The 26110-nt window shown below is 43.0% G+C and carries 33 protein-coding genes, 1 rRNA gene and 1 pseudogene; 9 read left to right on the top strand and 26 right to left on the bottom strand.

The genetic code is table 11. The features are described 5' to 3' along the window. Window positions 1-76: ribosomal RNA gene (locus BLT29_RS01685) — 16S ribosomal RNA — on the bottom strand; the annotation flags it as partial. Window positions 77-464: 388 nt separating this feature from the next. Between BLT29_RS01685 and BLT29_RS01680 the strand changes: the two genes are divergently transcribed. Then, entirely contained in the window at window positions 465-803 is a 339-nt protein-coding gene (locus BLT29_RS01680) for a DUF2614 family zinc ribbon-containing protein (protein WP_090774559.1), read from the top strand. Window positions 804-833: 30 nt separating this feature from the next. On the opposite strand, the gene perR is transcribed toward BLT29_RS01680, so the two are convergent. Next, window positions 834-1268: a peroxide-responsive transcriptional repressor PerR gene (perR, locus tag BLT29_RS01675; RefSeq protein ID WP_090774591.1), complete on the bottom strand. Its 435-nt coding sequence runs from the start codon at window positions 1266-1268 to the stop codon at window positions 834-836. 132 nt (window positions 1269-1400) lie between these two features. Further along, complete coding sequence (gene bcp, locus BLT29_RS01670) at window positions 1401-1877, bottom strand: thioredoxin-dependent thiol peroxidase (protein ID WP_090774558.1); 477 nt, start codon at window positions 1875-1877, stop codon at window positions 1401-1403. A 162-nt stretch (window positions 1878-2039) separates the two neighbouring features. Here bcp and BLT29_RS01665 point away from each other — a divergent pair, with 162 nt between their 5' ends. Further along, on the top strand, window positions 2040-3344 hold the full coding sequence (locus BLT29_RS01665) for a glutamate-1-semialdehyde 2,1-aminomutase (RefSeq protein ID WP_090774557.1): 1305 nt from the start codon (window positions 2040-2042) through the stop codon (window positions 3342-3344). Window positions 3345-3423: 79 nt separating this feature from the next. Continuing rightward, entirely contained in the window at window positions 3424-4479 is a 1056-nt protein-coding gene (locus BLT29_RS01660; RefSeq protein WP_090774556.1) for an aromatic acid exporter family protein, read from the top strand. Between the two features lie 53 nt (window positions 4480-4532). Here BLT29_RS01660 and BLT29_RS01655 read toward each other — a convergent pair whose 3' ends face one another. The 4 genes from BLT29_RS01655 to fabL all read right to left on the bottom strand — a co-directional run bounded on the left by BLT29_RS01655 (window position 4533) and on the right by fabL (window position 8187). Next, entirely contained in the window at window positions 4533-6281 is a 1749-nt protein-coding gene (locus BLT29_RS01655) for an ABC transporter ATP-binding protein (RefSeq protein ID WP_090774555.1), read from the bottom strand. Window positions 6282-6334: 53 nt separating this feature from the next. Further along, the gene (gene ntdP / locus BLT29_RS01650; RefSeq protein WP_090774554.1) at window positions 6335-6862 is read right to left on the bottom strand and encodes a nucleoside tri-diphosphate phosphatase; all 528 of its coding nucleotides are present in this window, start codon (window positions 6860-6862) and stop codon (window positions 6335-6337) included. A 343-nt stretch (window positions 6863-7205) separates the two neighbouring features. Further along, window positions 7206-7355, bottom strand: coding sequence for a gamma-type small acid-soluble spore protein (locus BLT29_RS01645; RefSeq protein ID WP_090774553.1), 150 nt, complete (start codon window positions 7353-7355; stop codon window positions 7206-7208). A gap of 82 nt (window positions 7356-7437) precedes the next feature. Further along, entirely contained in the window at window positions 7438-8187 is a 750-nt protein-coding gene (gene fabL, locus BLT29_RS01640; RefSeq protein WP_090774552.1) for an enoyl-[acyl-carrier-protein] reductase FabL, read from the bottom strand. Between the two features lie 93 nt (window positions 8188-8280). On the opposite strand from fabL, the gene BLT29_RS01635 reads away from it, so the two are divergent. Further along, complete coding sequence (locus BLT29_RS01635; RefSeq protein WP_090774551.1) at window positions 8281-8631, top strand: hypothetical protein; 351 nt, start codon at window positions 8281-8283, stop codon at window positions 8629-8631. Window positions 8632-8644: 13 nt separating this feature from the next. Here the strand turns inward: BLT29_RS01635 and BLT29_RS01630 are convergent, their stop codons facing one another. After that, window positions 8645-9250 (bottom strand): DUF1129 family protein, encoded by a 606-nt coding sequence (locus BLT29_RS01630; RefSeq protein WP_176763738.1) that lies wholly within the window; start codon window positions 9248-9250, stop codon window positions 8645-8647. A 17-nt stretch (window positions 9251-9267) separates the two neighbouring features. On the opposite strand from BLT29_RS01630, the pseudogene BLT29_RS01625 reads away from it, so the two are divergent. Continuing rightward, window positions 9268-10203, top strand: a pseudogene (locus BLT29_RS01625) (PepSY-associated TM helix domain-containing protein). Between the two features lie 104 nt (window positions 10204-10307). On the opposite strand, the gene BLT29_RS01620 reads toward BLT29_RS01625, so the two are convergent. From BLT29_RS01620 to mutY, 3 genes are all read right to left on the bottom strand, one after another. Further along, a complete protein-coding gene (locus tag BLT29_RS01620) occupies window positions 10308-10883 on the bottom strand; it encodes a DUF6944 family repetitive protein (RefSeq protein ID WP_090774549.1) in 576 nt (191 codons plus the stop codon). 106 nt (window positions 10884-10989) lie between these two features. Further along, window positions 10990-11739, bottom strand: coding sequence for an SDR family NAD(P)-dependent oxidoreductase (locus BLT29_RS01615; RefSeq protein WP_090774548.1), 750 nt, complete (start codon window positions 11737-11739; stop codon window positions 10990-10992). Further along, the gene (mutY, locus tag BLT29_RS01610) at window positions 11736-12809 is read right to left on the bottom strand and encodes an A/G-specific adenine glycosylase (RefSeq protein ID WP_437182615.1); all 1074 of its coding nucleotides are present in this window, start codon (window positions 12807-12809) and stop codon (window positions 11736-11738) included. Before mutY ends, BLT29_RS01615 begins: the two co-directional genes overlap by 4 nt. 162 nt (window positions 12810-12971) lie before the next feature. On the opposite strand from mutY, the gene BLT29_RS01605 reads away from it, so the two are divergent. The 3 genes from BLT29_RS01605 (at window position 12972) to BLT29_RS01595 (ending at window position 14365) form a co-directional block, all read left to right on the top strand. Next, entirely contained in the window at window positions 12972-13961 is a 990-nt protein-coding gene (locus BLT29_RS01605) for a metal-dependent hydrolase (RefSeq protein ID WP_090774546.1), read from the top strand. A gap of 71 nt (window positions 13962-14032) precedes the next feature. Continuing rightward, window positions 14033-14188 carry a small acid-soluble spore protein K gene (sspK, locus tag BLT29_RS01600; RefSeq protein ID WP_090774545.1) on the top strand — a complete coding sequence of 52 codons (156 nt, stop codon included), beginning with the start codon at window positions 14033-14035 and terminating at the stop codon, window positions 14186-14188. 18 nt (window positions 14189-14206) lie between these two features. Next, on the top strand, window positions 14207-14365 hold the full coding sequence (locus tag BLT29_RS01595) for a YpzG family protein (protein WP_090774544.1): 159 nt from the start codon (window positions 14207-14209) through the stop codon (window positions 14363-14365). Window positions 14366-14409: 44 nt separating this feature from the next. Here BLT29_RS01595 and BLT29_RS01590 read toward each other — a convergent pair whose 3' ends face one another. The 14 genes from BLT29_RS01590 to BLT29_RS01525 all read right to left on the bottom strand — a co-directional run bounded on the left by BLT29_RS01590 (window position 14410) and on the right by BLT29_RS01525 (window position 22547). Beyond that, window positions 14410-14733: a YfhH family protein gene (locus BLT29_RS01590; RefSeq protein ID WP_090774543.1), complete on the bottom strand. Its 324-nt coding sequence runs from the start codon at window positions 14731-14733 to the stop codon at window positions 14410-14412. After that, entirely contained in the window at window positions 14733-15554 is an 822-nt protein-coding gene (gene recX, locus BLT29_RS01585; protein ID WP_176763737.1) for a recombination regulator RecX, read from the bottom strand. Before recX ends, BLT29_RS01590 begins: the two co-directional genes overlap by 1 nt. 298 nt (window positions 15555-15852) lie before the next feature. Beyond that, window positions 15853-16257 (bottom strand): coiled-coil domain-containing protein, encoded by a 405-nt coding sequence (locus tag BLT29_RS01580; RefSeq protein WP_090774541.1) that lies wholly within the window; start codon window positions 16255-16257, stop codon window positions 15853-15855. A 204-nt stretch (window positions 16258-16461) separates the two neighbouring features. Then, the gene (locus BLT29_RS01575; RefSeq protein WP_090774540.1) at window positions 16462-17157 is read right to left on the bottom strand and encodes a 4'-phosphopantetheinyl transferase family protein; all 696 of its coding nucleotides are present in this window, start codon (window positions 17155-17157) and stop codon (window positions 16462-16464) included. Window positions 17158-17341: 184 nt separating this feature from the next. After that, window positions 17342-17764 (bottom strand): DUF5391 family protein, encoded by a 423-nt coding sequence (locus BLT29_RS01570; protein WP_090774539.1) that lies wholly within the window; start codon window positions 17762-17764, stop codon window positions 17342-17344. A 33-nt stretch (window positions 17765-17797) separates the two neighbouring features. Beyond that, entirely contained in the window at window positions 17798-18226 is a 429-nt protein-coding gene (locus BLT29_RS01565; protein ID WP_090774538.1) for a DUF5391 family protein, read from the bottom strand. Window positions 18227-18389: 163 nt separating this feature from the next. Continuing rightward, on the bottom strand, window positions 18390-19628 hold the full coding sequence (locus BLT29_RS01560) for an MFS transporter (RefSeq protein ID WP_176763736.1): 1239 nt from the start codon (window positions 19626-19628) through the stop codon (window positions 18390-18392). 20 nt (window positions 19629-19648) lie between these two features. Then, on the bottom strand, window positions 19649-20131 hold the full coding sequence (locus BLT29_RS01555) for an ArsR/SmtB family transcription factor (protein ID WP_176763735.1): 483 nt from the start codon (window positions 20129-20131) through the stop codon (window positions 19649-19651). Between the two features lie 304 nt (window positions 20132-20435). Continuing rightward, window positions 20436-20750, bottom strand: a complete 315-nt coding sequence (locus BLT29_RS01550; RefSeq protein WP_090774535.1) for a YbjQ family protein — start codon at window positions 20748-20750, stop codon at window positions 20436-20438. Beyond that, on the bottom strand, window positions 20731-20937 hold the full coding sequence (locus BLT29_RS01545) for a hypothetical protein (protein WP_090774534.1): 207 nt from the start codon (window positions 20935-20937) through the stop codon (window positions 20731-20733). The genes BLT29_RS01550 and BLT29_RS01545 overlap by 20 nt, the downstream gene beginning before the upstream one ends. A gap of 26 nt (window positions 20938-20963) precedes the next feature. Next, window positions 20964-21155, bottom strand: coding sequence for a hypothetical protein (locus BLT29_RS01540; RefSeq protein WP_090774533.1), 192 nt, complete (start codon window positions 21153-21155; stop codon window positions 20964-20966). Next, window positions 21152-21481, bottom strand: a complete 330-nt coding sequence (locus tag BLT29_RS01535; RefSeq protein WP_090774532.1) for a YxlC family protein — start codon at window positions 21479-21481, stop codon at window positions 21152-21154. Before BLT29_RS01535 ends, BLT29_RS01540 begins: the two co-directional genes overlap by 4 nt. Further along, complete coding sequence (gene sigY, locus BLT29_RS01530; RefSeq protein WP_090774531.1) at window positions 21447-21998, bottom strand: RNA polymerase sigma factor SigY; 552 nt, start codon at window positions 21996-21998, stop codon at window positions 21447-21449. The genes BLT29_RS01535 and sigY overlap by 35 nt, the downstream gene beginning before the upstream one ends. A gap of 252 nt (window positions 21999-22250) precedes the next feature. Continuing rightward, entirely contained in the window at window positions 22251-22547 is a 297-nt protein-coding gene (locus BLT29_RS01525) for a hypothetical protein (protein ID WP_090774530.1), read from the bottom strand. Window positions 22548-22701: 154 nt separating this feature from the next. Between BLT29_RS01525 and chrA the strand changes: the two genes are divergently transcribed. Beyond that, window positions 22702-23877, top strand: coding sequence for a chromate efflux transporter (gene chrA / locus BLT29_RS01520; protein ID WP_090774529.1), 1176 nt, complete (start codon window positions 22702-22704; stop codon window positions 23875-23877). A gap of 267 nt (window positions 23878-24144) precedes the next feature. Here the strand turns inward: chrA and thrS are convergent, their stop codons facing one another. Beyond that, on the bottom strand, window positions 24145-26076 hold the full coding sequence (gene thrS / locus BLT29_RS01515) for a threonine--tRNA ligase (RefSeq protein WP_090774528.1): 1932 nt from the start codon (window positions 26074-26076) through the stop codon (window positions 24145-24147). Window positions 26077-26110 lie beyond the last annotated feature (34 nt).

Genomic DNA, 26110 nt, shown 5'->3' with positions numbered 1-26110 from the left:
CTTCTGTGCGCTCGACTTGCATGTATTAGGCACGCCGCCAGCGTTCGTCCTGAGCCAGGATCAAACTCTCCATTAAAGTGTTTGATTTGCTCATTATGCACAAATTTCTTTGTGGCTTACATGTTGAGATCTATTGATCTCTTTTAACGCTTGGCTATTGTTTAGTTTTCAATGAGCTAGATTCAGGTTACTTCACTAGTATAACATCTTGTTTTCACCTTAGTCAATAAGTATTGTCGAACTTTGCTACTTATTTCCACGTTTGCGGCGACAAGTAATAATATATCATGCTATCAATATTGGAGTCAATCCTTTTTTGAAATTTTTTATGTGAAGTATATTGGTCACGTCTCCTTCTTCTTAAATTATCACTCTCCACCATGAAACAATTCGTCATGATTTATGATATACTTAACAACAGTTGCCACATGATATGATAGTATAGAACAAGGAGGATTGCTTACATGAAAAGAAATCGCTCAAATAAAATAAATAAAATCCGAACCTTTGCCCTTGGCCTCGTTTTTATTGGTATTCTAATTATGTACATAGGGATTTTTTTCAAAGAAAACACGGTGATCATGATCATCTCTATGAGCGTAGGCTTACTTGCTGTTCTTTCTAGTACAGTTGTGTACTTCTTTATCGGGTTATTATCAACAAAGGCAGTCATCGTAGCATGCCCCAATTGCGAAAAGCGTACAAAGTTACTTGGACGCGCCGATGCTTGTATGCATTGTGACCAGCCACTAACAATGGACAAATCCTTAGAAGGAAAGCCGCTAGATGACTTCCACAAATAAATAAAAAAGACATCCCATTCGGTGTCTTTTTTATTTTTCATTCGCTAGGCATTCGGGGCACGCCCCATAAATCTCCATCCGGTGTGCGTGTACTTTAAATCCTGTAATTTTTGCTGCTACCTTTTCTGCTTCGCTTAAGCATGGGGACTCAAAGTCAACAATTTTTCCACATTCTTCACAAATAGCATGATAATGATCACTTGTCACTGCATCGAATCGGCTCGATGCGTCTCCATAAGTCAACTCTTTTACAATGCCAGCCTCTTTGAAAACACGTAAATTATTGTATACAGTCGCTACGCTCATGTTTGGAAATCTGGCTTCTAATGCTCTATAAATTTCATCTGCAGTTGGATGCGTTCGCGATTCGTATAAAAATGATAATATGGCATGGCGCTGGGGTGTCATACGTATATGCGTACGCTTCAGCGCGTCGATCGCTTCAGCTAAGCTATGATTTGCCATCATTTGCGCCTCTCTTTCGGAAAACAATTCTTTATTTATAGTTATTATAATATGTTATTCCAAAAATAACAAGTCCACAACGCCCATGATGACAAACAGACAGCGCCTGAATCACTTCAAGCGCTCATCTTCTCATGACTGTGATTGACGATGATCCGCGATAAACGCAAGTACCTCATCAACATGATTTTTCACCTTAACATTTTCCCAAACCTTTATAACCTGTAAATTAGGGTCAATGACAAACGTCGTCCGTACAATGCCCATATATTCTTTTCCAAACGTCTTTTTCTGTTGCCATACGCCGTACTTTTTTGCTACTTCAATGTTTTCGTCTGCCAACAATGGGAAGGGTAAAGAATATTTCTCTACAAAACGATCATGTTTATTAACAGAATCTGGACTTACTCCGAAGACAACCGCACCAACCTCGGCAAAAGCCGAAACTTGGTCTCGGAAGTCACATGCTTCTGTCGTACAACCCGGCGTCATATCTTTCGGATAAAAATAAAGCACGATATATTTCCCTTTTGCATGCGACAATGTGATCTCTTTTCCACCGTTAGCCAGTAACGTAAAATCTGGTGCTGTTTGTCCGACTTCAACCATGTCTACATCTCTCCTTTTTTCATCACTTATTTAAGGATAGCTCAATTAAGCTTTCCCTTCAAGGAAGAGCGGCTTCATCTTACATCGCTTGCTGTTTTTTGTCAGCTATGATTGAATAATGGAAGAGACCGAGCACATAGCTCTCGGAAAAGGAGAAAAAAGATGAATCGACAAACATCAGATTTTTATTATGAAGAAGCACAATCTGTCATTGTTGGCGGTGTAAACAGTCCTTCACGCGCATATAAAGGTGTGGGCGGGGGAACTCCTGTCTTTATGGAAAAAGGCGCAGGTGCTTATTTATATGACGTTGATGGCAACCGCTACATTGATTACTTAGCTGCATATGGACCTATTATTACAGGACATGCTCACCCTACGATTACAAAGGCAATCCAACAACAAGCCTCTAACGGTATTTTATTTGGCACACCGACACGTTTGGAAAATGAGTTTGCCAAACAATTGACAACAGCGATCCCATCTCTTGAAAAAGTTCGTTTCGTTAATTCTGGTACAGAAGCAGTGATGACCACGATTCGCGTTGCCCGCGCATACACAGGCCGAGAGAAAATTATTAAATTTGCTGGTTGCTATCATGGGCACACTGATCTTGTCCTAGTTGCCGCCGGATCAGGGCCGTCCACCCTCGGAACACCTGATTCTGCTGGCGTAACAAAAGCCACTGCCGCAGAAGTGATCACCGTTCCTTTCAATAATATTGCGGCCTTTGAAGAAGCGCTTTCCCATTGGGGCAATGAGACCGCTGCTGTATTAGTTGAGCCCATCGTTGGGAATTTTGGTATTGTGGAACCTGAACCGCAATTTTTAGAGAAAGTAAACGAGCTTGCACACGCTGCTGGTGCACTCGTCATTTATGATGAAGTGATTACAGCTTTTCGTTTTATGTATGGTGGTGCGCAAGACCTCTTACAAGTAAAGCCTGATATGACTGCACTTGGAAAAATCATTGGCGGCGGCCTCCCTATCGGCGCTTACGGTGGTCGGATGGATATTATGGAACAAGTAGCACCACTCGGTCCCGCTTATCAAGCAGGAACGATGGCTGGCAATCCAGCTTCTATGAGTGCAGGACTTGCCTGTTTACAAGTTTTACGCGAAAACGGTGTTTATGAACAACTTGATCAGCTCGGTGCATTGCTTGAACAAGGGCTTCATCAAGCAGCGAAAGAAGCAGGAGTGCCAATGACAATCAATCGCCTAAAAGGCGCACTCACTGTCTTTTTTACGGACGAAAAAATTCGCGATTATGAAGGCGCCTCTCGTACAAATGGTGACCAATTCAGTGTCTTTTTTAAAGAGATGCTCACACGTGGCATTCATTTAGCCCCGTCAAAATATGAAGCGTGGTTTTTAACAATTGCTCACACAAAAGCACATATTGACAAAACCATCACCGCTGCACAACATGCTTTCCGATGTGTCGCGGAACAATTTTACCGTTAACAAACGCATGAAACCTTGTCTTTTACACTATACTAAACAAAGAACGGCCACTGCCGCCTAAGAAAGGAAACGACGTCACATGAGACTAGGTGCCCGTATTTTAAAAACCGGCCTCGCTATCGTGCTTGCCCTCTATTTGGCAAACTGGTGCGGGATTACACCGCCAACCTTTGCTGCCATCGCGGCTGCCTTTGCCATTCAGCCTTCCCTGTTCCGGACGATGCGTACATTCGGTCACCAAGTGCAGGCGAACTTAATCGGCGCCATCATCGGGGTCATTTTCGTGATGGCGTTTGGTCACGAGCCTGTTGTCGTTGGCGTCGTTGTCATGTTGGCGATTGCCATCTTTATTCGCTTAAAACTCGAAGCTGCTATTATTCCGACATCGATTGTGACCATTATCATTATTATGGAAGCCCCTGAAGAACAGTTTCTCCAGTTCGCCTCAGAGCGCTTTCTTCTTGTTCTCATCGGCATTGTGTCTGCTTCTCTCGTTAACTTAGCTTTTATTCCTCCTAGATATGAAAATAAAGTGTATGAACAAATGTCCACAACAACTGATACGTTACTAGAGTGGATGAACCTACTGGCACGTCGAGATGCTGATACGGTCGCACTCAGATCAGACATGAGGGTTCAAAAAGACAACCTTCATAAAACGCAAGACTTGTTTGCGCTTTTTCGGGAAGAGCGCAACTACTTTCGTGCAAAGACATTTGGGCAACGCAGAAAAGTAGTTGTTTTTCGAAATATGATTGTCGCATGCGAGAAAGCATACAATGTTGTGGAAGGGCTTGAAATGCGCGCTGAAGATTATGCACATTTACCAAGTGGTATCCAAAACAGCGTAGAAGAACATGTTGCTGCGCTGACAGATTACCACCATCGTATTTTGCTTCACTATAACGGGAAAGTTAATGCACATGCTCCTGATAAATATATGTCTGAAATCGAAGCTGGGCAAACTTCCTTAACAAATTTATTTGTTACCTTATATGAGGAAACCGCGTTCGATCTATCTCAATGGCATGCTTTTCTCCCTGCTATTGCAGCGATCATTGAATATCAGCAGGCCCTTGCGCATTTAGATGCACTCGTTAAAAACCAACAAGCGCATGACCACGAACCACAGTAAATGATGACTCAAAATAAAAAGGTCACAATCACCCACAGGTAATTGCGACCTTTTTATTTATCCAACATTTGCACACTGTAAAGGTTGTAATATGCACCTTTACTTGCCATCAATTGTTCATGCGTCCCTTGTTCAACGATTTGACCATGCTCGACGACGACAATCTGATCTGCGTGTGTAATCGTTGACAGGCGATGAGCAACAATAAATGTCGTGCGGTTTTTGGCTAATTCGTCTAGCGTCATACGAATTAATTGCTCACTTTCCAAATCAAGCGCTGACGTTGCCTCATCAAACACAAGCAACGGCGGATTTTTTAGAAAGACACGTGCAATGGCGATACGTTGTTTTTGTCCGCCAGATAACTTCACGCCACGCTCACCCACCTCAGTCTCGTAGCCATAAGGAAGTTCACAAATAAAATCATGCGCGTTTGCTGCTTTTGCTGCACGAATGACTTCCTCCTCTGAGGCATCTGGTTGACCCACCCGAATATTCTCGGCAATACTGTCACTGAACAAAATAGGATCTTGCAACACCATACCAATCTTGTCACGTAAACTTCGAACCGTCCACTTCCGAATATCACTGCCATCTAACAAAATTTTCCCTGCTGTTACATCATAAAATCTTGGTAACAAACTAATAAGTGTACTTTTTCCACCGCCACTCATGCCAACAAGGGCAACAGTTTGACCTGCTTGAATGTCGATCGATACATCTTTTAGCACCGGTTCTGTTGCTGTATCATAGGCAAATGACACTTTTTCAAACGTGACATCTCCCTTTACAGATGTGAGTCCTTCTGCATCTTCTCGATCAACAATATCATAAGATTCATCAAGAAATTCAAATACCCGATCCATGGATGCAATGGATTGTGTCAATGTGGTCGACGAATTGACAAGCCGCCTCAGAGGTCCGTACAAGCGCTCCATATATAAAACAAATGCACTCATGACGCCAATTTCTACTTGACCTTGCAATACAAACATGGCAGAAACAAACAAGACGAGTAGCGGGGCAATATCTGTCACTGTATTCACGACCGCAAAAGTTTTTGCATTCCAACGTGTATGATCAAGTGCTTTCCCTAGGAAATGCTGATTCCTTTTGGCGAATTGTTCTTGTTCATATGGCTCATTGGCAAAACTACGAATCACATTCATTCCCTGAATACGCTCATGCAAATGCCCTTGTACCTCAGCCAATGCTTGTGAACGTTGGCGAGTTAACTGCCGTAACCGCTGATAAAAAAATTTGATTGAAAACATATAAAAAGGAAACATACATATTGCCACAACGGTTAACCACACATTCAAAGAAAGCATAATGATAATAGCAATCACAACGGTCGCTAAATCAAGCCAAATGTTCATCAATCCTGTGATCACAAAGTTTTTCGTTTGCTCCACGTCATGGATCACACGTGAAATAATTTCACCGACTTTTCTATTTGCATAAAAACGTAAGCTTAAACGCTGAATATGCGCAAACAAATGGTCGCGGATATCGTACAATACTTTACTGCCAATCCATTGTGCGAAATATTGCCGGTAGTATTCTATCGGTGGCCTTAATACGACAAACAATAAAAATAACCCCGCCATTATCCAATAAAGCTGTGTCATTTTCTCATCTTGAATCAACTGCTCATTGAGCAAAATATCGTCAATCACATACATCATTGCCAGCGGAAACAATAAAGGAATTGAAAACTTCAACAACCCAATAAAAATGGTGAACACAATTTGTTTCCGATAAGGCTTCACAAACATTAAATAGCGCTTAATGATTTTCAAAATATAACCCCTTTACACCCAGCCAAAAGTGAGACCTTGTTGAAAGGCTCCTTTTAACGACACTGCAAATACCGCTCATACCAATTCTCCACAAAGTGGGGCGCAAACGGCCCTTTTCTTTGATGAATCCATGATTTTAACTCATGTACACTTCGCTTCAAAATTGCGTCCAACTGCGGTGGATAATTCATCGATTTCCGATGTAATTCATACTCATCTTCATCCAGCAGCTTCATTGTCATGTCCGGATACACTTTAATATCCAAGTCATAATCGATATACTTCAATGCTTCTTCATCCCATGTGAATGGCGTGCCTAAATTGCAATAGTAATAAATCCCGTCTGAGCGAATCATCCCAATTGTATTAAACCAATGGTCTGAATCAAAGTAGCAAATCGCTGGCTCCCTCGTTCGCCAATTGCGACCGTTAGACTCTCGAACAATGATTCGATCATTTCCTGCGACAACCATTTTAGACGTTCCTTTTAACACGGTTGTATCTTCCCAAATGCGATGAAGTGTACCGTTATGCTTGTAACTTTGTATCTGGATGACGCTGCCCTCCTTTGGAAAGCTCATCGCCTATTCTCCTTCTCCTTCCAGGCATCTTTCATCAAGAACATTCACAAGTAAAGAGATCGAAACACCTCCACGATCGTCTGTTGACCTCTAACTTCTACATCCCACATGCCTCTGCTCTATTCACGTATGTGTTTACATCTTATATTATACTAGGTTCTTACCTTTTTTTAAACGTTTGTGGATTTTATTTTGAACGACTCACGATGTAACACCCGTCCAATGAGGAGACAGACCTTCATACGATTGAGGAGAATCTTCGTTGAAATCGTCCCTTTAAATAGAAAAAGACACTCTCGACCGGAGGGCAGAGAATGTCTTCATTCACAGTTAACAGGAGATTTTACTTGTTTTCTTTTGCTTCAGATTGTGCATTTTGCTGTTTCACTTCCTGCACATCCGTCTCACTAGCAAATTCAGCGTTGTAACTATTATTTGCAGCTTGACCTTGTTTCTTGGCCTGGTTTTTATGGGCTTTCGATTCCTTGTTCATGGTATCACCTCCACGCTATATAACATGTCCGATGTTACCTTTTTCTATACAAATTTAACATTGCTCTTTATCATCCACACTTTTAAGCTAACAACGAGATCCCACCATCAACAATCAATGTCTGTCCCCGAATCATGCTCGCCTCATCCGACAATAAAAATAATGCCGCGTTTGCTAAATCTGTTGTCTCAACCATTCGTCCTGCTGGCGTACGCGCTGCTGCGTCAGCAAGCAATTCCTCCCGATTTGGAAAATGCGTGAGTGCAGCTGTATCAACCGCACCGCCAGACACAGCATTTACAACAATCCCTTTTGGTGCCAATTCCACTGCCAAATAACGTGTCAATGCTTCGACTGCTGCTTTAGAGACTCCGACAGTCGTATAATTTTCCAAATAACGAATGGCACCGAGTGAGCTTAAGCTCACAATTCTCCCACCACCGTTTTTCTCCATCCGCTTGGCCGCTTCTTGTGCACAAAAAAGAAGTGCTTTTGCATTAATATCCATCGTCCAATTCCAATGGCTTTCTTCTAGTTCCATCAACGGCCGCAACACTCCTGATGCGGCATTATTGACGAACACATCCAGCCGCCCAAATGTTGCATCTATCTCTTCAAATAACGCTTGTATTTTATCTTGTTTACCCACATGCGCTTTCACCGTCATCGCTTTCACACCACGTGCGCGTATTTCTTCCGCTGTTTCCTCTGCTTGCGTCCGACTACGCGCATAATTAATGACAAGATGATACCCCTTATCAGCAAGTCCAAGCGCAATCTCTTTGCCTATCCCGCGACTACTCCCCGTCACGAGTGCAACTTTTTCAGTCATACATTCACTTCCTTTTTATTTTCTTTTATTATAACGCATACTGAAGCGAGCGAACAGCCAAGCTATAAATAGAAAAAGGAAGGAGACACGACAATGGAAAAGCAATTGTACTATGTCAACTTAAACCCTATTAGCATGGACACCATTAGCAACGTGCGTGTGAATGACGGACAGCTAATCGAATACGAGATTGAAGCGACTGAAGAGGAGAAAAAAGACTTTGAAAAACTGCTCCATGAAGTGAACCGACATGATGTCGAGCTTGGCAATCTTTTTTCTTTCCGACACTTTGATGAAACCGCCAGTGACACAGACAAAAACGAGTATCAAGCTGGATTAAACGATGTATATGATCGCTTATATGAACTTGGTACAGCCGAAACAAAAGCAAAAGTTAAAGAAATTCACTTACAGAACGAAGATGATCATATGCCGGGGTTGTAGGGAGCATGCCTCCTCAGCCCACTTGTCTACGAAACAAAAAAGAAAGGAGGAGAAAAAGTAGCCCCGCAGCAATATTTACATAGTATGGGATAGATATTGCTGGTCCGATATCAGGGAGTAAGTACGTAAACAACACGATGATCCCGATACCTAACACGCCAAACAGCCAGTAAAGCAAAAATTCTTTCCACTTCTTCAATCGACGAAAACAGGCCCAACGTATCGTCTTAATTATAAAAGACATTTGTATCATACTAACAACAAACGCAAACACCGTTATTAACAGCGCTGAACCTACAAATACTTCTTTCACCCCACTACTGATACCAAAAATGAGAAAGATTATCCCATTAAGTGCCTGGCCACCAATGAGATAAGCAGTTAGAAATATTGAGGCAATCCACAACACGGCACTCACGTTTCGTCTCGTCCACGTTTTCGGTAATTCTCCAATTAGTTCATTCATGTACTGTTTTGGATTGTTACCAAATACATCTTCGGCTGAACGCCCGTGTGCTTGGGAATCAAGTAAATGGTCCAGTAGTTCTAACAGCGTTTCTTCTTTCTCTTGTTCACACTTATTGAACGACAAACGAAAAAAATTTAAAGAGACATTCACAAGCATCTTTTTATCAAGTGGTATGGAGGTGGCACTTTTATGCCGGTGTTATTTTTGCCCCTTTCCTCCTGATCATCGCTTTTAGTGGCGGCATTTACTTGTATAAGACTGAGCTTGAAGCACTCATCTATCAAGATATAATGAACGTGACAGCGCAAGGAGCACCACTCAGTTACACTGCACAAGTTGATGCTGTAAAAGAAGCTTATCCAGATGCCACGCTCTTATCTTTTATGATAACGGATAACAAGCAGACAGCTACAGAATTTTAGCTATCGGATCACGATCAGCAACGATCTGTGTTTGTGAATCCTTATTCCGGAACCATCCAGGGGGAAATAGAAAAAGAAAAGCGGTTCGGTGAAGTTTTCAAAAAGATACATAGTGAACTTTTCGTCGCAGGAACAATAGGTAACCGTTTAGTCGAGCTTGCAGCCTGCTGGGCTGTCATTTTGCTTATTAGCGGTTTATATTTGTGGTGGCCCCGTAAGCGAAAGTCCATCTGGGGAATACTCCTACCGCGTTTCAGAAAAAAAGGGGTCACATTTTGGCGCGATCTCCATGCAGTACCGGCATTTTGGTTGTCTGCTTTTATTCTCATCTTAATTGCAACGGGCTTACCGTGGTCTGGTGTTTTAGGCGAACAAATTAAAAAAATTTCCACCGCACCTCCTTACGCTTATCACTGGCAAGAAAAACCTGAATCAATCATACGAACAAGGGACGTTGCCGATAACATTCCCTGGGCAAATGAAGACCTTGTTGTACCAACTTCAACACCTAACAAACATCTCCGATTGAGCATAGAGGATGTTGCCTATGTCGCGGACATGAACAGCGTGGAAAAACCATACACTCTTTCTTTCCCTGCTGGAAAAACTGGGGTTTATATAAGCGAGCGACAAGGATTGTTTTTTTTATCATGCTCGCAAGCGGTATCATCATGCCACTAGTCGGAATATCGATCATATGTATCTTTTTGTTAGATAAGCTTTTCTTATCTAAAACACAGTTCTCATCTAACTAGACAAAGCTAAACCCACCCATATCGGTGGGTTTAAACAATATCTTCTACCTCTTCATACACCTCTTCGCTATCTTCAGTTGTGATCAATATTGCGTTTAAGTTCGCTCCAAGCATTTGAAATATCGCACCTACTGTCCCGATTAACAATCCTTGTCGTTCTCTTTCCTTTATTTCAAGCACCGCACCGATCGCCTCCAAACCTGCACCTACACTTTGAAAAGTATCACCAACAAAGGCAGGATCTCCTTCCTCATATGCAGCAATTGCCCCCATAGAAGCGCCAAGTGATTGCAATGTATCACCGACCACTTCAATTCGCGAATAACGTGTGCTATTTTCTGGGTCAATTGATTGCAAATAAGCAGAATAAGAACTCGTTGCTGCACCAGCACCATCAATCCACGTCCCATAAAATTCCATCATACTATCTGTCGGTACTGTACCGATCAACATCGCACCAAATGCTTGTAACGCTTCACCAACCGCCATTTTCCGGGCGTTTATCGGGCTAGAGCTTTCTAATTCACGTATATCTGCACCAGCAGAAACAATGGTGCCAATCGCCACAATCCATGCTCCTGTCATTAGTACGCCGTTCTCTGTCACGGTTATCCACCTACAATGCAATCCATGATTTGCTGTTATGTTATTCAAAAGGGCAGGATTGGGGACAGGGGAGTAGCATACCAACAAAAAAAGGGCTTACTTGCCCTCAAAAATTCCCTTTTGACTGTCCACCATCCACATTCACCGTCGCCCCCATAAACCATCTTGCTTGTGGTGATGCGAGAAAAAGCACCACGTTGGCGATTTCCTCCGGTGTGCCAAAACGCCCTCCAGGAATTTGCTCATCCACAAACGTATTGATCTTCTCAGGATCTTCCTCAAGTCGTTTTTGCCAATTGCCTGTTGGGTGTAAAATTGCTCCCGGGGCAACCCCATTTACACGAATCCCATCACGTGCGACCTCATCGGCAAGCGATTTAGTAAAACTGATAAGCGCCGCTTTTGCACTGTTATATGTCGCCTTTCCACCAGACTCGCGCCCAAAAATAGAGGAGATGTTGACAATGACACCAGCACCTACTTTCTTCATTTGCGGCAAAACAAGTTTCGAAAAGTGGACTGCAGAGAAAAAGTTCAGTTCAAACGCCTCATGGAAAAGCGCTAGCGGTGTCTCCGCGATCGCAGCACCATTGCTTCCTCCCACATTGTTAATTAAAATATCGATTGCACCAAAATGACTCGTTACTTCAGCAAAAACCCGCTCTCGCTCCGCCTCTTTCGTTAAATCACCTGTCACAATGCTGATCTCTTCGTACCAGCTTTCCAACCCTTCCTTTGTCCGTGCGCTCACGACAACACGCGCACCCTCCTTATAAAAAGCTTCCGCAATTGCTCGACCAATTCCTTTCGTACCACCTGTCACAAATACCGCTTTGTTTTGTAGTTGTAAATTCATAACCATCCCTCCTCAAATGCATAGGACAATAATTTTTGTTGTGAAACTGGGAATGTATACTGCTCCAAATCTGCCACTGGTACAAACCGATGCGATTCCTGCATGTGCGCATCCTGTTTACGTAACATGCCTTTATACAAATCAATTTCCCAAACAAGGTGCGTAAACACATGTTTGACATACCCTGCTGTTTTTTCAAATGCAATCACTTCTCCATAACGTTCTACACAAGCGGCCTTCACATCACTTGCCGATTCCACCAACGGCAACTGCCATAATCCTGCGAGTAACCCTTGATCAGGACGTTTCTCAATCAACACATGACCATCTTCATCCTGCAATAAAAACGAGGCAATTGCCACTTTTTTTGGCTTTTTCTTTTTCGTTTTCACCGGTAATGATGTTTGGATACCTACAGCGAATGCTTGACAATGTGATTGCACTGGACACACGCCGCATGACGGTGAAGTTGGCGTGCAAATGAGCGCCCCAAGCTCCATAAGCCCTTGATTAAAACTACCCGGATCATCAGGATCAATTAATTCGTACAAACATTCTTCAAACTTTTTCCTTGTAGCTGCTTTACGAATGTCATCACTTATATGTAAAATACGAGAAAGGACACGCATCACATTGCCATCGACGGCTGGCTCTCTTTGCCCGTAAGCAATGCTTAAAATTGCACCAGCTGTGTATGGACCAATGCCTTTTAATGTGCTAATTTCTTTACGTGTACGGGGGACAACACCTCCATACTGTTCCACCACTTCACGCACAGCAACTTGTAAGTTACGCACACGCGAATAGTAACCAAGCCCTTCCCACGCTTTTAAAATGGCTTCTTCCTTCGCATAAGCAAGATGTTCCATGTTAGGGAATAAGCGCATAAACTGTTCATAATAAGGGATGACGGTGTCAACCCGCGTTTGTTGTAACATAATTTCTGATACCCATACATGATAGGGCGTTGCCTGTTTTCGCCACGGTAAATCTCTCTTGTTCTCGCGGTACCAGTTAAGCAAATCTGTTTGAAACTGTACTGTCTTGAAATTTTTTTCCACTTTTGTCACCACAATTCACTTTTGTACTCCATTTTTTGTTTATATCGCTTGAAACAACATATTTCTGGACATAACTATAGCATATTACCCTGGGAATACAGAGGTCCATCTCCAGCTAACTTCTGCATTCTTTCGCTGAACTCCGACTTCTGGAAAGAGGGTGTCCCAAACATGGATACATCGACACATGTTGTCATGGGCGTTGGCTTAGCTGGACTTGCGACACTTGATCCAGCTATAGCAGCTTCTCCTTATATGCAATCGGCCATCATGGCAACGACTTTAATTGCTTCAAATGCACCAGATTTTGATACCGTGTTAAAACTCCGCAATAATGCGACATATATTCGTCATCACCGTGGCATGACACACTCCTTACCCGCAGTGATCACTTGGCCATTTCTCATCACAGCTGGCATGATGTTGTTTTTCCCAGCCGCTCACATGGGAACCATCTTTTTGTGGGCTCTCATTTCTGTTATTTTGCACGTTGGTGTAGATGTCTTTAATTCGTACGGTACCCAAGCACTCAAACCATTTTCAAATCGTTGGATTGCCTTTGGCGTCATTAACATTTTTGACCCATTCATATTCGGTGCGCACGCTGTTGGCATTTTATTGTGGATACTTGGCGTGTCACCAGGTCCAACATTTTTACTCATTTATATTGGCTTAGTTGGTTACTATGTTTTGCGCATGAAGCAAAAAAACACCGTCGTTCGTCGGGCACGCATACATCATCCAAATGCCACGCACGTGTTTGTTTCGCCCTCCTTACATCCAAGTCGCTGGCACTTAGTTATTCGCACAAAGACGCGCCTGTACGTTGCTGAATCATACAAAAGACAGCTCACATTTTTTGAAAGTTATACCTTTGATCCAATCCCAGACGACCCAATTATGAACGCTGCCCGCACCGATAAAAACTTGGCCGCTTTCTTATCTTTCTCACCAACGTATCGATGGGAAATTTCCCACACGAATCAAGGCAGTTATGAAGTACGCTTTATTGACTTGCGCTACCGTAGCAAAGGACACTATCCGTTCATAGCCATCGTACACCTTGATGACTCGCTACAAGTAACAACCTCCTATACAGGATGGATCTACAAAGAAAAAACGTTGCAAAAAAAACTTAATTTTTCTCCCGAAGATGGGTAGGATTCCCTCCGATCAAACAAGCCACGCTTGCCGATACTATAGACAAGCCGGTAAGACAGGGAGGTTCCTACATGCGAAACAAAGCAAAAGGATTTCCTAACCATATCTCGTTTTCTGGATTAAAAGCTGAGCAAATACATCGGCACCTAACAAAACGTGCTGATAGCTCAATTAATGCGCATCACAAAGAACGAGCACATCCGTCCAACCATTTTAAGACACCTTAATTGAGGGAGGAATGACGTGTGGGGAAAGGGAACTTCCAGGCGCAACACAATTTGTATCGCGATCCGTTCATGTCACCGCGCGCGAACCCAAAGCGTGCTTTCCACCAAGTAAACGGGGAAACCCAACAAAGCCTACACAACATCGTGCTTGGGACAGAAATGCGAAAACGTAACTAGCACGAATCGTGACCGCCACATGCACCGGCGCTGTGGCGGTGGCTTTAATTTTCTTCTGTTATTTTGTGTGCTAGTAAAGAAATCGGCACACCAACAAGTTCTCGCTCTCCAGAACGGTATCCCCATGCAAAACGTCCATTCATATATGATATTTCAAAAAAAGATGTGCCATCTGTCATGGCGTACGCACACCCCGGCTCAAAGGCTGCAGGGTCAAGCAAATATGTTTCTGCAATCGCTTTTCGACGCTCATACACCGCGTACTCATTGGCGTGACCTAACTGCTCTGCTTTTCTCGCCTTTTCATTCAACATCGCAATCTCTAACTTTAACTCATGTTCATCCATCTCACTAAAACGCTTATCCATTATCCTCTCTCCTGCCATTCTTCATCTATATATCGGTCTATCTCACTGAATGAAAACCCTTTTCGGTACAACGCTTGTTTCACTTTTTGCTGTAGCGTAAAACCGTCAAAACGACGTGCATATGTCCGTGTCACTTTCTCTGCTTGATAACAAAGAGACGCCCAATCATTTGCCTCGTCCTCACTTGTTACTTCTTCTAAAACCGTTTGCACTAGCTCAAAAGTGAATCCTTTTGCAAGCAAGCGATTTGTCCATTTTTGCTTGCGCATCTGCTTTGACTCGCGCACATTCGTCGTTTGCACCAATCGCTTCTCTAACCACGCCGACACACATTGCTTCTGCTGCGTCCGATCATAGATGGCTAACGCCACTTCTTGGGCACTTTCAGCAACACCTTTTTCCATTAATGCGTGCCGCAATTTATTTGGTCCGATTAATGTTGTGTTTATCTTCGTCTGGACAAACGCCTTCGCAAACGCCACATCATCGAGCCACTTCTCTTGCTTAAAACGAGTAACGACCTCTTCAATATGTGTCGCTTCACAAGCTTTTTGCTGTAAATATGTACATAACTCTTTTTCTGAGCGCATTCGGTATGATAAGTAGCGTAATGCTAATCGTTCTGCTTGCTTGTAAGCCTCCGCTGAGAGTACTGCCCGCATATGGTCTTCATCTAATTCACGACCTTTTTTTAAATCATACTTAATTAAAACGTCTTCTGTAACGCTGAATGCATAACACTCTATTGATCCTTCTTGTAAAAAAATATTATAGCGCCCGCGTCGTTTTTGTTGCGCGGTAATTTTCGCAATGATTGCCATTACATTGCCTCCCTTAGATCCAACGCTATCTATTCTTATTTTAACGTGTATCATCTATAGAGGCAAAAGAAATTGTCTTGCAGGAAAATAAAATAAGCGCTAACGCATCATACGCTATCGCTTGGATATGGATCCTACATCATTAAATAACATGAACTATCGTATACTTTATGGAAATATTGATCATAACTTGCTGTTTATCACCCTGTAATACTTACTTGTAAAGCCGGACGCCCTTTTGTCTCACGGCTGATACGCTCCTTTTTTAGAAATGATTGCCTCTCGACAGAGTCTTTTACTACGCGAGAAGACCACACTTCCTTTTCACAATAAGAAGATCCGCTTTCGTCTGCAAGATCTCATCGCGTGTGAACATCATTTTCGTATCCACATGATCAATTTTCTCCTCCATGCGATCAAACCGGTCTTCCATATCCATGAAGCGAGCTGTAAATGTTTGGTTCATGTCTTCTACTTTCTCGGTTAATGAGGCGATTTGCTTACCATTCTCATCCACTCTCTCCGTCAATGCGGTGATTTGTTTACCATTCTCATCCACTCTCTCCGTCAATGCGGTGATTTGTTTACCATTCTCATCCACTCTCTCCGTCAACAACATCATCTGTTTGGATTGTGCTGCCACCTGATCCGACAACTCCATCACTGCTTGCAACACCATTTCTAAATTAATTTCTTGTTTCATGGAAAGTTTTCTCCCTTCTCACCTTCTTTATCGTACAACACTTCATTCAAGAAGCGCATCACTCTCCATCATTTGCCAATCAAGCGTAAGCAAGCTTCTCCCATATCCTATCTATTCGCCAAAAACATCAAAAATCCTGCTTATCCGTCATTTTCTATAGTAAACTTGCAGATATCTTTTTTCACTCCTCTTCAATTTCATTTACTACGAAAGTGATGTTAAAAAGTCCTCTACTTCATACACTATCACTTGTGGTATCGCATCGTAGCGCTTTGATGTACACACCGCCATATAATGACTGTCATCCAACCGTATCGAATGAAAAAAGCACTCATCGCCGTGATCATTCGAAAACGACCATTCTCCCTTTTCTTTCATGAAACGAAATGAGTGAAGTGGCGTACTCAGACCCGTCCCTTTCCATTTAATGTAGCTCTCTTTTAAGGACCACAACTGAAAGAAACGCTCCTGACGTTGTTTTTCAGAGAGCTCGCTTAATTGCGCAGCTTCTGCTGGATCAAAAAATCGTTTCGCTAAACTCAACTCTTCTACTGGATGAATCTGTTCTACATCCACGCCAACAGTTGTCTCATCGAGCGCAAACAACACCCAATTCCCCGAGTGCGATAGGTTAAATGACAAGGAGAGTGCTTCTGAAACAAACGGCTTTCCATATTCATTTGATAAAAATTCTATCTCAGAGAACGGTATATGCCGCGCTTCCGATATGTATTTTCGGGCAAGTAACTCACTCACTAACGAGCGAATGCGATCCGCCGGTCGACGCATCCGCAAGATACGTGCTTGCCGTTCTGGCGATACTTTTTTCAACCACGGTTCATAATGACCCCATTGCTTCTCCTCATCAATATGAACAGCTGCTAATACGAGTGTGTTCATAAATCATGTCTCCCTCATGTTGACGCCTTTGAGTTTTTTATATGCTGCAATTCTCTCACGAAAAGGGGGATGAGTCCAGTGATAATCGCGCCGATCCCTCCACATAAAATGTATATTTTAAAAGAAACACGGGCGCAAAACGAGCGCCCTTCGCTACGTAAATGTTTTTATTTTTATCTGGCAATCATGATACTGAAATACACTGTCGCTGCTTTCTAAATGCAACAACAAACCAAATCACGTTCGTTAACACAAACGCTATTGTAAAGATAATCAAACTAATCGTTGCCGGCGTCACAATGTCACTTGTCGAGAAGAATTGAACGACAGGCAAGACACCTACCACAAGCAGCGTGATAAACAGCCCTAGTACATTAAAAATCGCCATCACATACTTCATCGCTTTTAGCCCCAACATGTAAGGAACAAACAAAACGGTATAAAGAAGGATCACCTTTCCAAGTAAAAGTAACATACCTGGGCTGCCGAACCTTTGTCCATTTGGTCCTAATACAGCATCAGGAGAAAGGGAAATTGAAATGAGAATCGCACACATCAATAGCGCTGAAATTACGGTTGTCGTTATGATCGTTCGTTTTGAATTCACTTTTTTCCTCCCCCATCTTTTTAGAAATCGCTGTCATACTTGATAATTTTCAACCTTGTGTGGTTCACGTCTGAAAACGACGACAAACCAAATTATATTTGTCGCCATGAGGCCCATTGCAACAACCATTAAGCCGATGTCACCTGCTGCAATCATGTTGCTTGTTGTCATCATTCTTATAGGAACCATAGCCACTGTCGTCAATGCCATCATCAATCCGATTACATTACAAACAGCCATCACATATTTCATACTATTAATACCTAAAGCATACGGCACTAAACAAATAACATAGGGTATAAGCATCATTCCGATAGCAACCCACATACCCACATCGCCAAATTGATTTGTAGTAGGGCCTGAAGTCGCAGCTGAAGAAAGTGACCCTGCGACAATGATGCCACTACAAAATAATGCGGATAGGATGGTTACTAGTGTTACTGCACGTTTTTTATGATTCATTTTTTACCTCCCGCTTTTATTCTCTCTCATTGTCATAGGTGTTCTTGAAAAAATGTCCCCCCTCTCCAACCTTCCCTTCAATTATAGCAAAGCGCCAAGAGCAACGACAACAATTTACTATTTAAAATCACCCTACATCACTACCGCAATCCTTTTTACTCCCTCATGACGCAGACCCCACCTCAGCTGGCTTTAATATAATATCATCAATCGCAGCTAACCGGCGTAAGCGCGGGAAAACAAGCCAATATAACGCAAAGACGGCCATCGCACCTCCGCCAATCACAATTGCAAGCGCAGGGGAGAATGTCGCCGCAATTGCCCCACCTAACAAACTACCAAGTGGTAAACATAACGATGCACCACTACTCATCACGGTTATTACGCGACCAATCAATGTCGTTTCTACTTTTTGTTGGATAAGCGAGAAAAGAAGAATGTTGATCACACCTGTTGCAATAAAAGCAATGCCATAAAGAAGCATTGAAACCGCGACTGACGTCAGCCCTGCTCCGACCCACGCCCCGGCAGAAATGAAACAGCAAATGATGACTAAATGACCGTACCTGAACATTTTTACCTTTGGTGCAATAAGCGAACCAATGAGCATGCCGGCAGCACCCGCCATTAAGTAATAACCGTAAAACGCATCTGTTCCACCTTGTGCCAATGTAAATGCTGGAAGCGCCGCAAACAGTACCCCACCAAAAAAGTTTACGAATGAGGCGCTAACGACAATATGAAACAAAAACGTTTGTCGCACATATAGCAGCCCTTCTTTCAAATCATGTCCATACTGCTTCAACAAGATTACGAGCGCAGGATTTTTATCCTTTAATTGTTTTTTTGGAAGGCGATACAGTGTATACACACAGGCTGCTAGCAAATGGCAAGCACCCGTAATGATGAGGGCTTCAGCGGATCCGATCGTCGTGATAATAAAGCCCGCCACCGCTAAGAAAACGACATCCATGCTTTCACGAATCATTTGCACCAGTGAGTTGGCCCTCACGATATTCTCTTCACCGACAATGCCTGGCAAAAGGGTTGAATCAATTGGGTACGTAAACTGAGCAATAAGTGAGAGAATAAACATGACCGCAATCACATAGAACACGGACAACATATTTGTCATATGCAAAAGTGGAACTGAAAAAAGTAGCGCCGCTTTTATGATCTCACAAATGATCAGTGCTGATTTCTTATTAACGTAATTTGCAAACGGGGAGATCAAAAAGCCTATAACCCCTGGCAAAGTTGTCACAAAAAAAGCGACACCTGAGTAAAAAGGGTTCCCTGTTAAATACAAGACGAGCATCATCCCTGCTGCTGCATAAATCCCCATCCCAAAACTTTTTACAAACACACCTGATAGTAGTACGTTGAAATTACGTGTGAACATTTTTTGTCCTCCTTTGATCCTCATGTCTCCAATTCCTTTTCCTGTTCTTCGTTAAATTCAAACAACCGCGCGCGGAATTTATAAAACGTTCGCTCCTCATTTTCATTTTCCGGTTCTACACACAAATATTTATCCAGTAAATTTGTCAAATCATTCTTTAACTGTAACTTTTCTTCTTCTGTCAACGAAAGGTACGCTTCCATTCCTAATTCTTTTGAATCCATCATCCCTAACTCCTTTTCATCCACTTCAAACCAGCGCGTAGGCGCTCGATAATATTTTTCAACAATCCCATTCACGATTTTTTCGTCCACCAATGTAATGATTTCGTGCTTGTGCAATTTCTTCACGTGATAATGCACATTCCCAGGGCTTTTCTCCATTTCATCCGCTAATTGTTTGGCAGTCATTGCTTTCTTGTACAAAAGGTAAACAATTCTCCCTCGAATTGGGTTTGAGATGACTTTCTGCTGTTCTAATGTAATTTTCTTGAATTCGTACACAATTCAACCTCCAAATCAAGAGTGAGTTAATTAACATGTCTCCGGTCTAAATACATAGTACTATCTATAAAGTTAGAACGCAAGACAAAAATAGAACGTTGGCCGAATTTATTAGCCAACGTTATTTTAAACACATTATTGTCTCAACTCTTTTCGTTTTAACGCAGCAACCTCTACTGCTCTCTTCTCCTCCTTCTGTCAGCTGTCCTACCCCTGAAGAAATCCATGTTTAAACATAACGCCGCCATATTCAAATTCATTTACTTCACTCCTGTGTCCGTAATGATTGATTTATTGCCCCTCATCACTCCACAACGACAGCTGTTCCATAAGCAATGATTTCCGAAGCCCCGCCCATAACTGAGGATGTGTCTAATCGAAAAGCAACGATTGCATTCGCCCCTTTCTTCTTCGCATCCTCTACCATACGTCCAACCGCAATTTGACGCGCTTCGGTCATCATATCTGAATAATCCTTGATCTCACCACCAACGATCCCTTTTAATCCGGCTAAAATATCACGCCCGACATGTTTCGCTTGCACCGTATTCCCTTTCACATACCCTTTCAACTCTTTGATTTGTTGATTCGGCACACTATCAGTAGTCACGATAATCATTGTATTTCTCCTCCTTTTTCTCTTTCAATCTGTCCCATATGAACAAAAATATAAGCACGACTAGAAATAAGATATAAAGAATCAATAACATCCAAGAAATAGATCGCTGCACAAAGGATAATAAAAGGAAAGAAATTTGTGCAACGATCGCACTTGCAATGAGTCCATACTTTATGAAATCGCTCACTGATCATTCCCCTCCGCTGTCAACATTCATTCCAAAACTTGTTTCCTCACAAAAAAATAATATACCAATATTGGCAAAGGGAGCTGCACAAGCCCGAGGACGCCCCACAACCACGGATGCCTGCCATGTTTTGATGCATCCATAAATAACCATACCCCTTGTGCAAGCAAAAGGAGTGGAATCACAACCCAGCCCCATAACGGCAATGTTGTATTCACCGTTTCACCACCTGCCTTTTACGATTAAAAATCACAACCCCAGTTATCACAAAAAGCGCCACGCCTTGCAGCACGATGAAAGATGCCGGCTCTAAATAAAGCATCGCCATTAGCACTGAAACGATACACAATGCAACGAGTAAAAAGAAGATCAGTTGGCGCACATATTTTTCATGAAGCGCCCGTTGTTGTGTGACGACTTTTTGTTTGAACCATACATCATGAGGGACGTGCACAGAATGAATTTCATCTACCTTGTATAGCCCTTGCTTCATTCTCATAATCACTTCCTCATCGTTGCACCCGTTTTTGTTGCTTGTCTTCATCACTACTCAACTCCTTTCGCAACTGGCTAAGCGCATAATGCACTTTCGATTTGACTGTCCCTGAAGGAAACGCTGTCATCTTTGCGACTTCATCATATGAGTAACCGTAATAATGCTTCAACACGACACATAACCGCGCTTCACGATTAAGGCGAGCAAGCGCATCTAGCACATCCAGCCAATCTTCTTGTGAGTCATCAGCACGCCCTCTCCATTGCACCAAATACTGTTCCTCTTGGATCCACTCGTTCTGATGTTTCACCTTCCGGCACTGGTCAATATACAAGCGGGTCGCAATTGTCATGAGCCAAGATGAGAATTTCGCTTTCTCATGGTAAAGATGAATCTTTTCAACACAGCGCGTCATCGTTTCTTGTGCCAACTCTTCTGCGACATCAGGCTGGAGCGTCATTTTCGTTAACGCTTTTACTAAAAACAAATAATACTTCTGAAACAACCGAGCGAGCGCCTCTGGATCTCCTCGTTTTGCCTGGCGAATCCATGTTTGTTCCTCCATCGAGATGGTTCCTTTCTGTGATTTGGGCTGTTATTTATAAGACGAATGAAGAGGCGGGTTCGTTCAATCATTTAATAAAAAATTTCATCATAGCGCAAAACGTCATTTTTCTAGATGAAAGGGGTATGAAAATGACTTCGGGCGTGACTGGAGATTTTCCCCTATATTTCTGGCAATCTACCTTCTCGCACATAAAAACCCCCACCCTCCACTTCAATCCAGCAGAGAGATGGGGACTCTCACCCATATCAGTTAGTGAACATACACCGTTTCAAAATAAACATCCCGTTCGTTAATCCCGATTTTTCGTAAAAACTTCTTTGCTTCTTTTAATGTATCTAGTGGGTATTGGGTTTCACATAAATGACTCACACGGCGCAAACCTTCTTGAAATGTGTCGTCTAATACAAGTTCTCGCTCAACGTGATACATTGCTTCTAAAATCGCTTCATCTCGTTCAAAGCTAATAAAGCCTTCCGTTTCATTGTAGTAGACGATGAGAGGCACATGCGTGTGAGGGTGGATAATATGCGTTTTATATAAGTTCATCGTCATGCTCCCTTCACGGCTCATCCTTTTGTATCATATGAAAAAGATGCCGGGCGGTCAACTATAAACACCTAATTTCCCCGCCTAAAAGCACGTGAATACGCATTATGCTATACTAAAGGCGAATCATCTTTGTAAGAAAAGGAGCGCTTTCATGACTTACTTGCAGCGATTGCTAGAGATTTTTTTCATTTCCACGCGACTAGGATTCACTTCTTTTGGTGGCCCAGTCGCTCACCTTGCTTATTTTCATACAGAGTATGTCCGGAGACGTAAGTGGCTTGATGAACAAAGCTATGCTGAGCTCGTTGCCCTTTGTCAGTTCCTCCCAGGCCCGGCGAGCAGTCAAGTTGGCATTGGGATTGGTGTGTTGCGCGGTGGTCTGCTTGGGGGAATCATCTCATTCCTCGGGTTTACATTTCCATCTGTACTTGTGTTGTTACTCTTTGCTTCTATGACACAAACATTCCATCTTGGTGAAGCTGGATTTATTCATGGATTAAAGGTGGTCGCAGTTGTGGTTGTTGCACATGCAGTAATTGGGATGGCAGAAAAATTGACACCTGATTTGCAGCGAAAAGCATTGGCACTCATTGCGCTTACGGTGACATTATTGTGGGCGGCACCAGCTACACAGATTGTGTTGATGGTCATTGCGGCCCTATACGGAGCACTCTTTTTTACATCAAAAATTACTACCGAAGCGTCACCACTCAAGTTCCCGGTCTCCCGCCGTTTTGGCGCGATTTGTTTGTCGATGTTTTTCGGCTTATTATTTGGATTGCCTTTACTACATCAACTGACTTCACTTGAAGTGGTTGCTTTCTTTGAACGCTTTTATCGTGCTGGCGCGCTTGTATTTGGTGGTGGTCATGTCGTCTTACCGCTGCTCGAACAATCATTTGTACCAACTGGTGCCATCGACGAAGCAACATTCCTCGCCGGGTATGGCGCAACCCAAGCGGTACCAGGTCCATTGTTCACATTTGCTGCTTACCTAGGCGCTGTGATGAACGGCTGGGCCGGCGGATTGCTTGCGACACTAGCGATTTTTTTACCCGCTTTCCTACTCGTTTTAGGTGTATTGCCTTTTTGGACAATGTTGCGGAAACACCCGAAAATACAAGGGGCATTGCTCGGTGTCAACGCCGCTGTTGTTGGGATCTTAATTGCTGCTTTGTACAATCCGATTTGGACGAGCACCATTTTGCAAACACGTGATTTTGTGTTTGCAGCCATACTATTTTGCTTGCTTGTTTATTGGAAATGGCCCGCGTGGGTGATTGTTGGGCTTGGCATTGTTGGAGGAATGGGGATGGCGTGGATGTAAGTGGGCACTATGCAAAGTAACTTGCAACACAAGATCTCCAGAACGAATGTTCTGGAGATCTTGTGTTATCATGCTTCAAGCAGTACTTGTTATGCGTCGTTCTGTCATTCAAACAAGAGAAGTAAACTCTCAGTAGCGCTCGCCGCTCGAATGGGATGATTTTAGCTTCCCCTTCACTACAGTTGAAATGGCTATTCAACATCAGTATGTCATTGTGTGCACTTATGATATACAAAGTACCCACTAAAAACTAGGCGCTACACCGCCTCACTTCTTCGTTTCCATAACCAACTCTGCAGTAAAGTCAGACAGTGGTTTACTATTTGACGCTTTCTCGCCGTATTTCCGAATATTCACCGCACCCGCTTCGACTTCGTTGTCACCAAGGACCAGCATGTACGGGATCTTTTGCATCTGCGCTTCACGAATTTTATAGCCAAGCTTCTCATCACGTGCATCAATTTCGACCCGCAGCCCTGCTGCTTGAAGTGTTTCTTGTACGTGTTTTGCATAAGACAAGTGCACTTCATTTGCAACCGGGATGATTTGTACTTGGACAGGAGATAACCAAGTTGGGAGCGCGCCTTTATATTCTTCTAGTAAGATTGCAACAAAGCGCTCCATCGTTGAAACGACGCCACGGTGGACAACAACAGGGCGATGTGACTTGCCGTCTTCCCCAACATAGGTTAAATCAAAGCGCTCCGGCAAAAGGAAGTCGAGTTGCACCGTTGCAAGTGTCTCTTCTTTTCCTAACGCGGTTTTTACTTGCACATCGAGCTTCGGACCGTAAAACGCTGCCTCCCCGATCGCTTCAACATAGGATGCATCTAAAGAATCCATCGCTTCTTTTAACATACGTTGCGCTTTTTCCCACATCGCATCGTCATCAAAGTACTTTTCCTTATCTTCTGGATCACGGTAAGATAAGCGGAATACATAGCTGTTCAGCCCAAAATCTTTGTATACTTCTTGAATGAGACGCACTGTCCGGGTAAACTCTTCCCTAATTTGGTCTGGCCGGCAAAATATATGCGCATCATTTAATGTCATGCCTCGCACGCGTTGTAAGCCTGAAAGTGCACCAGACATTTCGTAACGATGCTGTGTTCCTAACTCCGCAATTCGTAATGGTAACTCACGATAGCTGCGCATTGCTTGCTTATATACCATCATATGGTGAGGGCAGTTCATCGGGCGCAACACGAGCGTTTCATTATCCATCTCCATCGGTGGGAACATGTCATCTTGATAGTGATCCCAATGGCCCGATGTTTTGTACAGCTCAGATGAACCAAGAATTGGCGTATATACATGTTGGTAACCAAGCCGTTCTTCTTTGTCGACAATATAGCGCTCAATTGTCCGGCGAATTGTCGCGCCTTTTGGTAGCCAGAGTGGCAAGCCTTGTCCAACTTTTTGTGACAGCGCAAAGATACCAAGTTCCTTACCGAGTTTGCGGTGATCGCGCTCTTTTGCTTCTTCTAGTAAACGTAAATGTTCAGCTAACGCTTCTTTCGTAAAAAATGCGGTCCCATAAATACGTTGTAACATTTTATTTTTCGCATCTCCACGCCAATATGCGCCGGCCGTGGAAAGGAGTTTAAACACTTTAATTTTATTTGTTGACGGGACGTGAACGCCTCGGCAAAGATCGGTAAAGTCTCCTTGCTCATACAGTGTCACTGTTTCTCCTTCTGGAATTGCTTCAATGAGTTCTAGCTTATACGGATCGCCAATTTCTTGAAAATAAGCAATCGCCTCGGCCCGGCTGACCTCTTTACGGATAACCTCGACATTCTCACTAATAATTTTTTTCATTTCCTTTTCAATTCGTGGTAAATCCTCTGCTGTAATAGACTCACTTGTGTCAATGTCATAGTAAAAACCATTTTCAATAACCGGGCCCACACCAAACTTCGCGTCAGGGAAAAGCCGTTTTACTGCTTGCGCGAGCAAATGTGCGGCGCTATGACGGATGACTTCAAGCCCTTCTTCCGCGTCAGGTGTAATAATCTCAATCTCTCCGTCCCCCGGAATCGGTGTACGCAAGTCAAGCAACTCACCATTAAATTTTCCTGCCAATGCTTTTTTCTTTAAACCTGGACTGATTGAAGCAGCAACGGCTTCTGTTGTTGTGCCATCCGGAAATGCTTTCATTGTGCCATCTGGAAATTTCACTTGTATTTCTGCCATCATCATCTTCCTTTCCTTTTAAAAAAAAAAATAAAAA

Origin of the sequence: Shouchella lonarensis (assembly GCF_900096965.1) — a bacterium.
In the GTDB taxonomy this organism is placed as follows: domain Bacteria; phylum Bacillota; class Bacilli; order Bacillales; family Bacillaceae_D; genus Shouchella; species Shouchella lonarensis.
The sequence above is the reverse complement of the archived record's forward strand: the minus strand, read 5'-3'. Positions and strand labels throughout refer to the sequence as shown.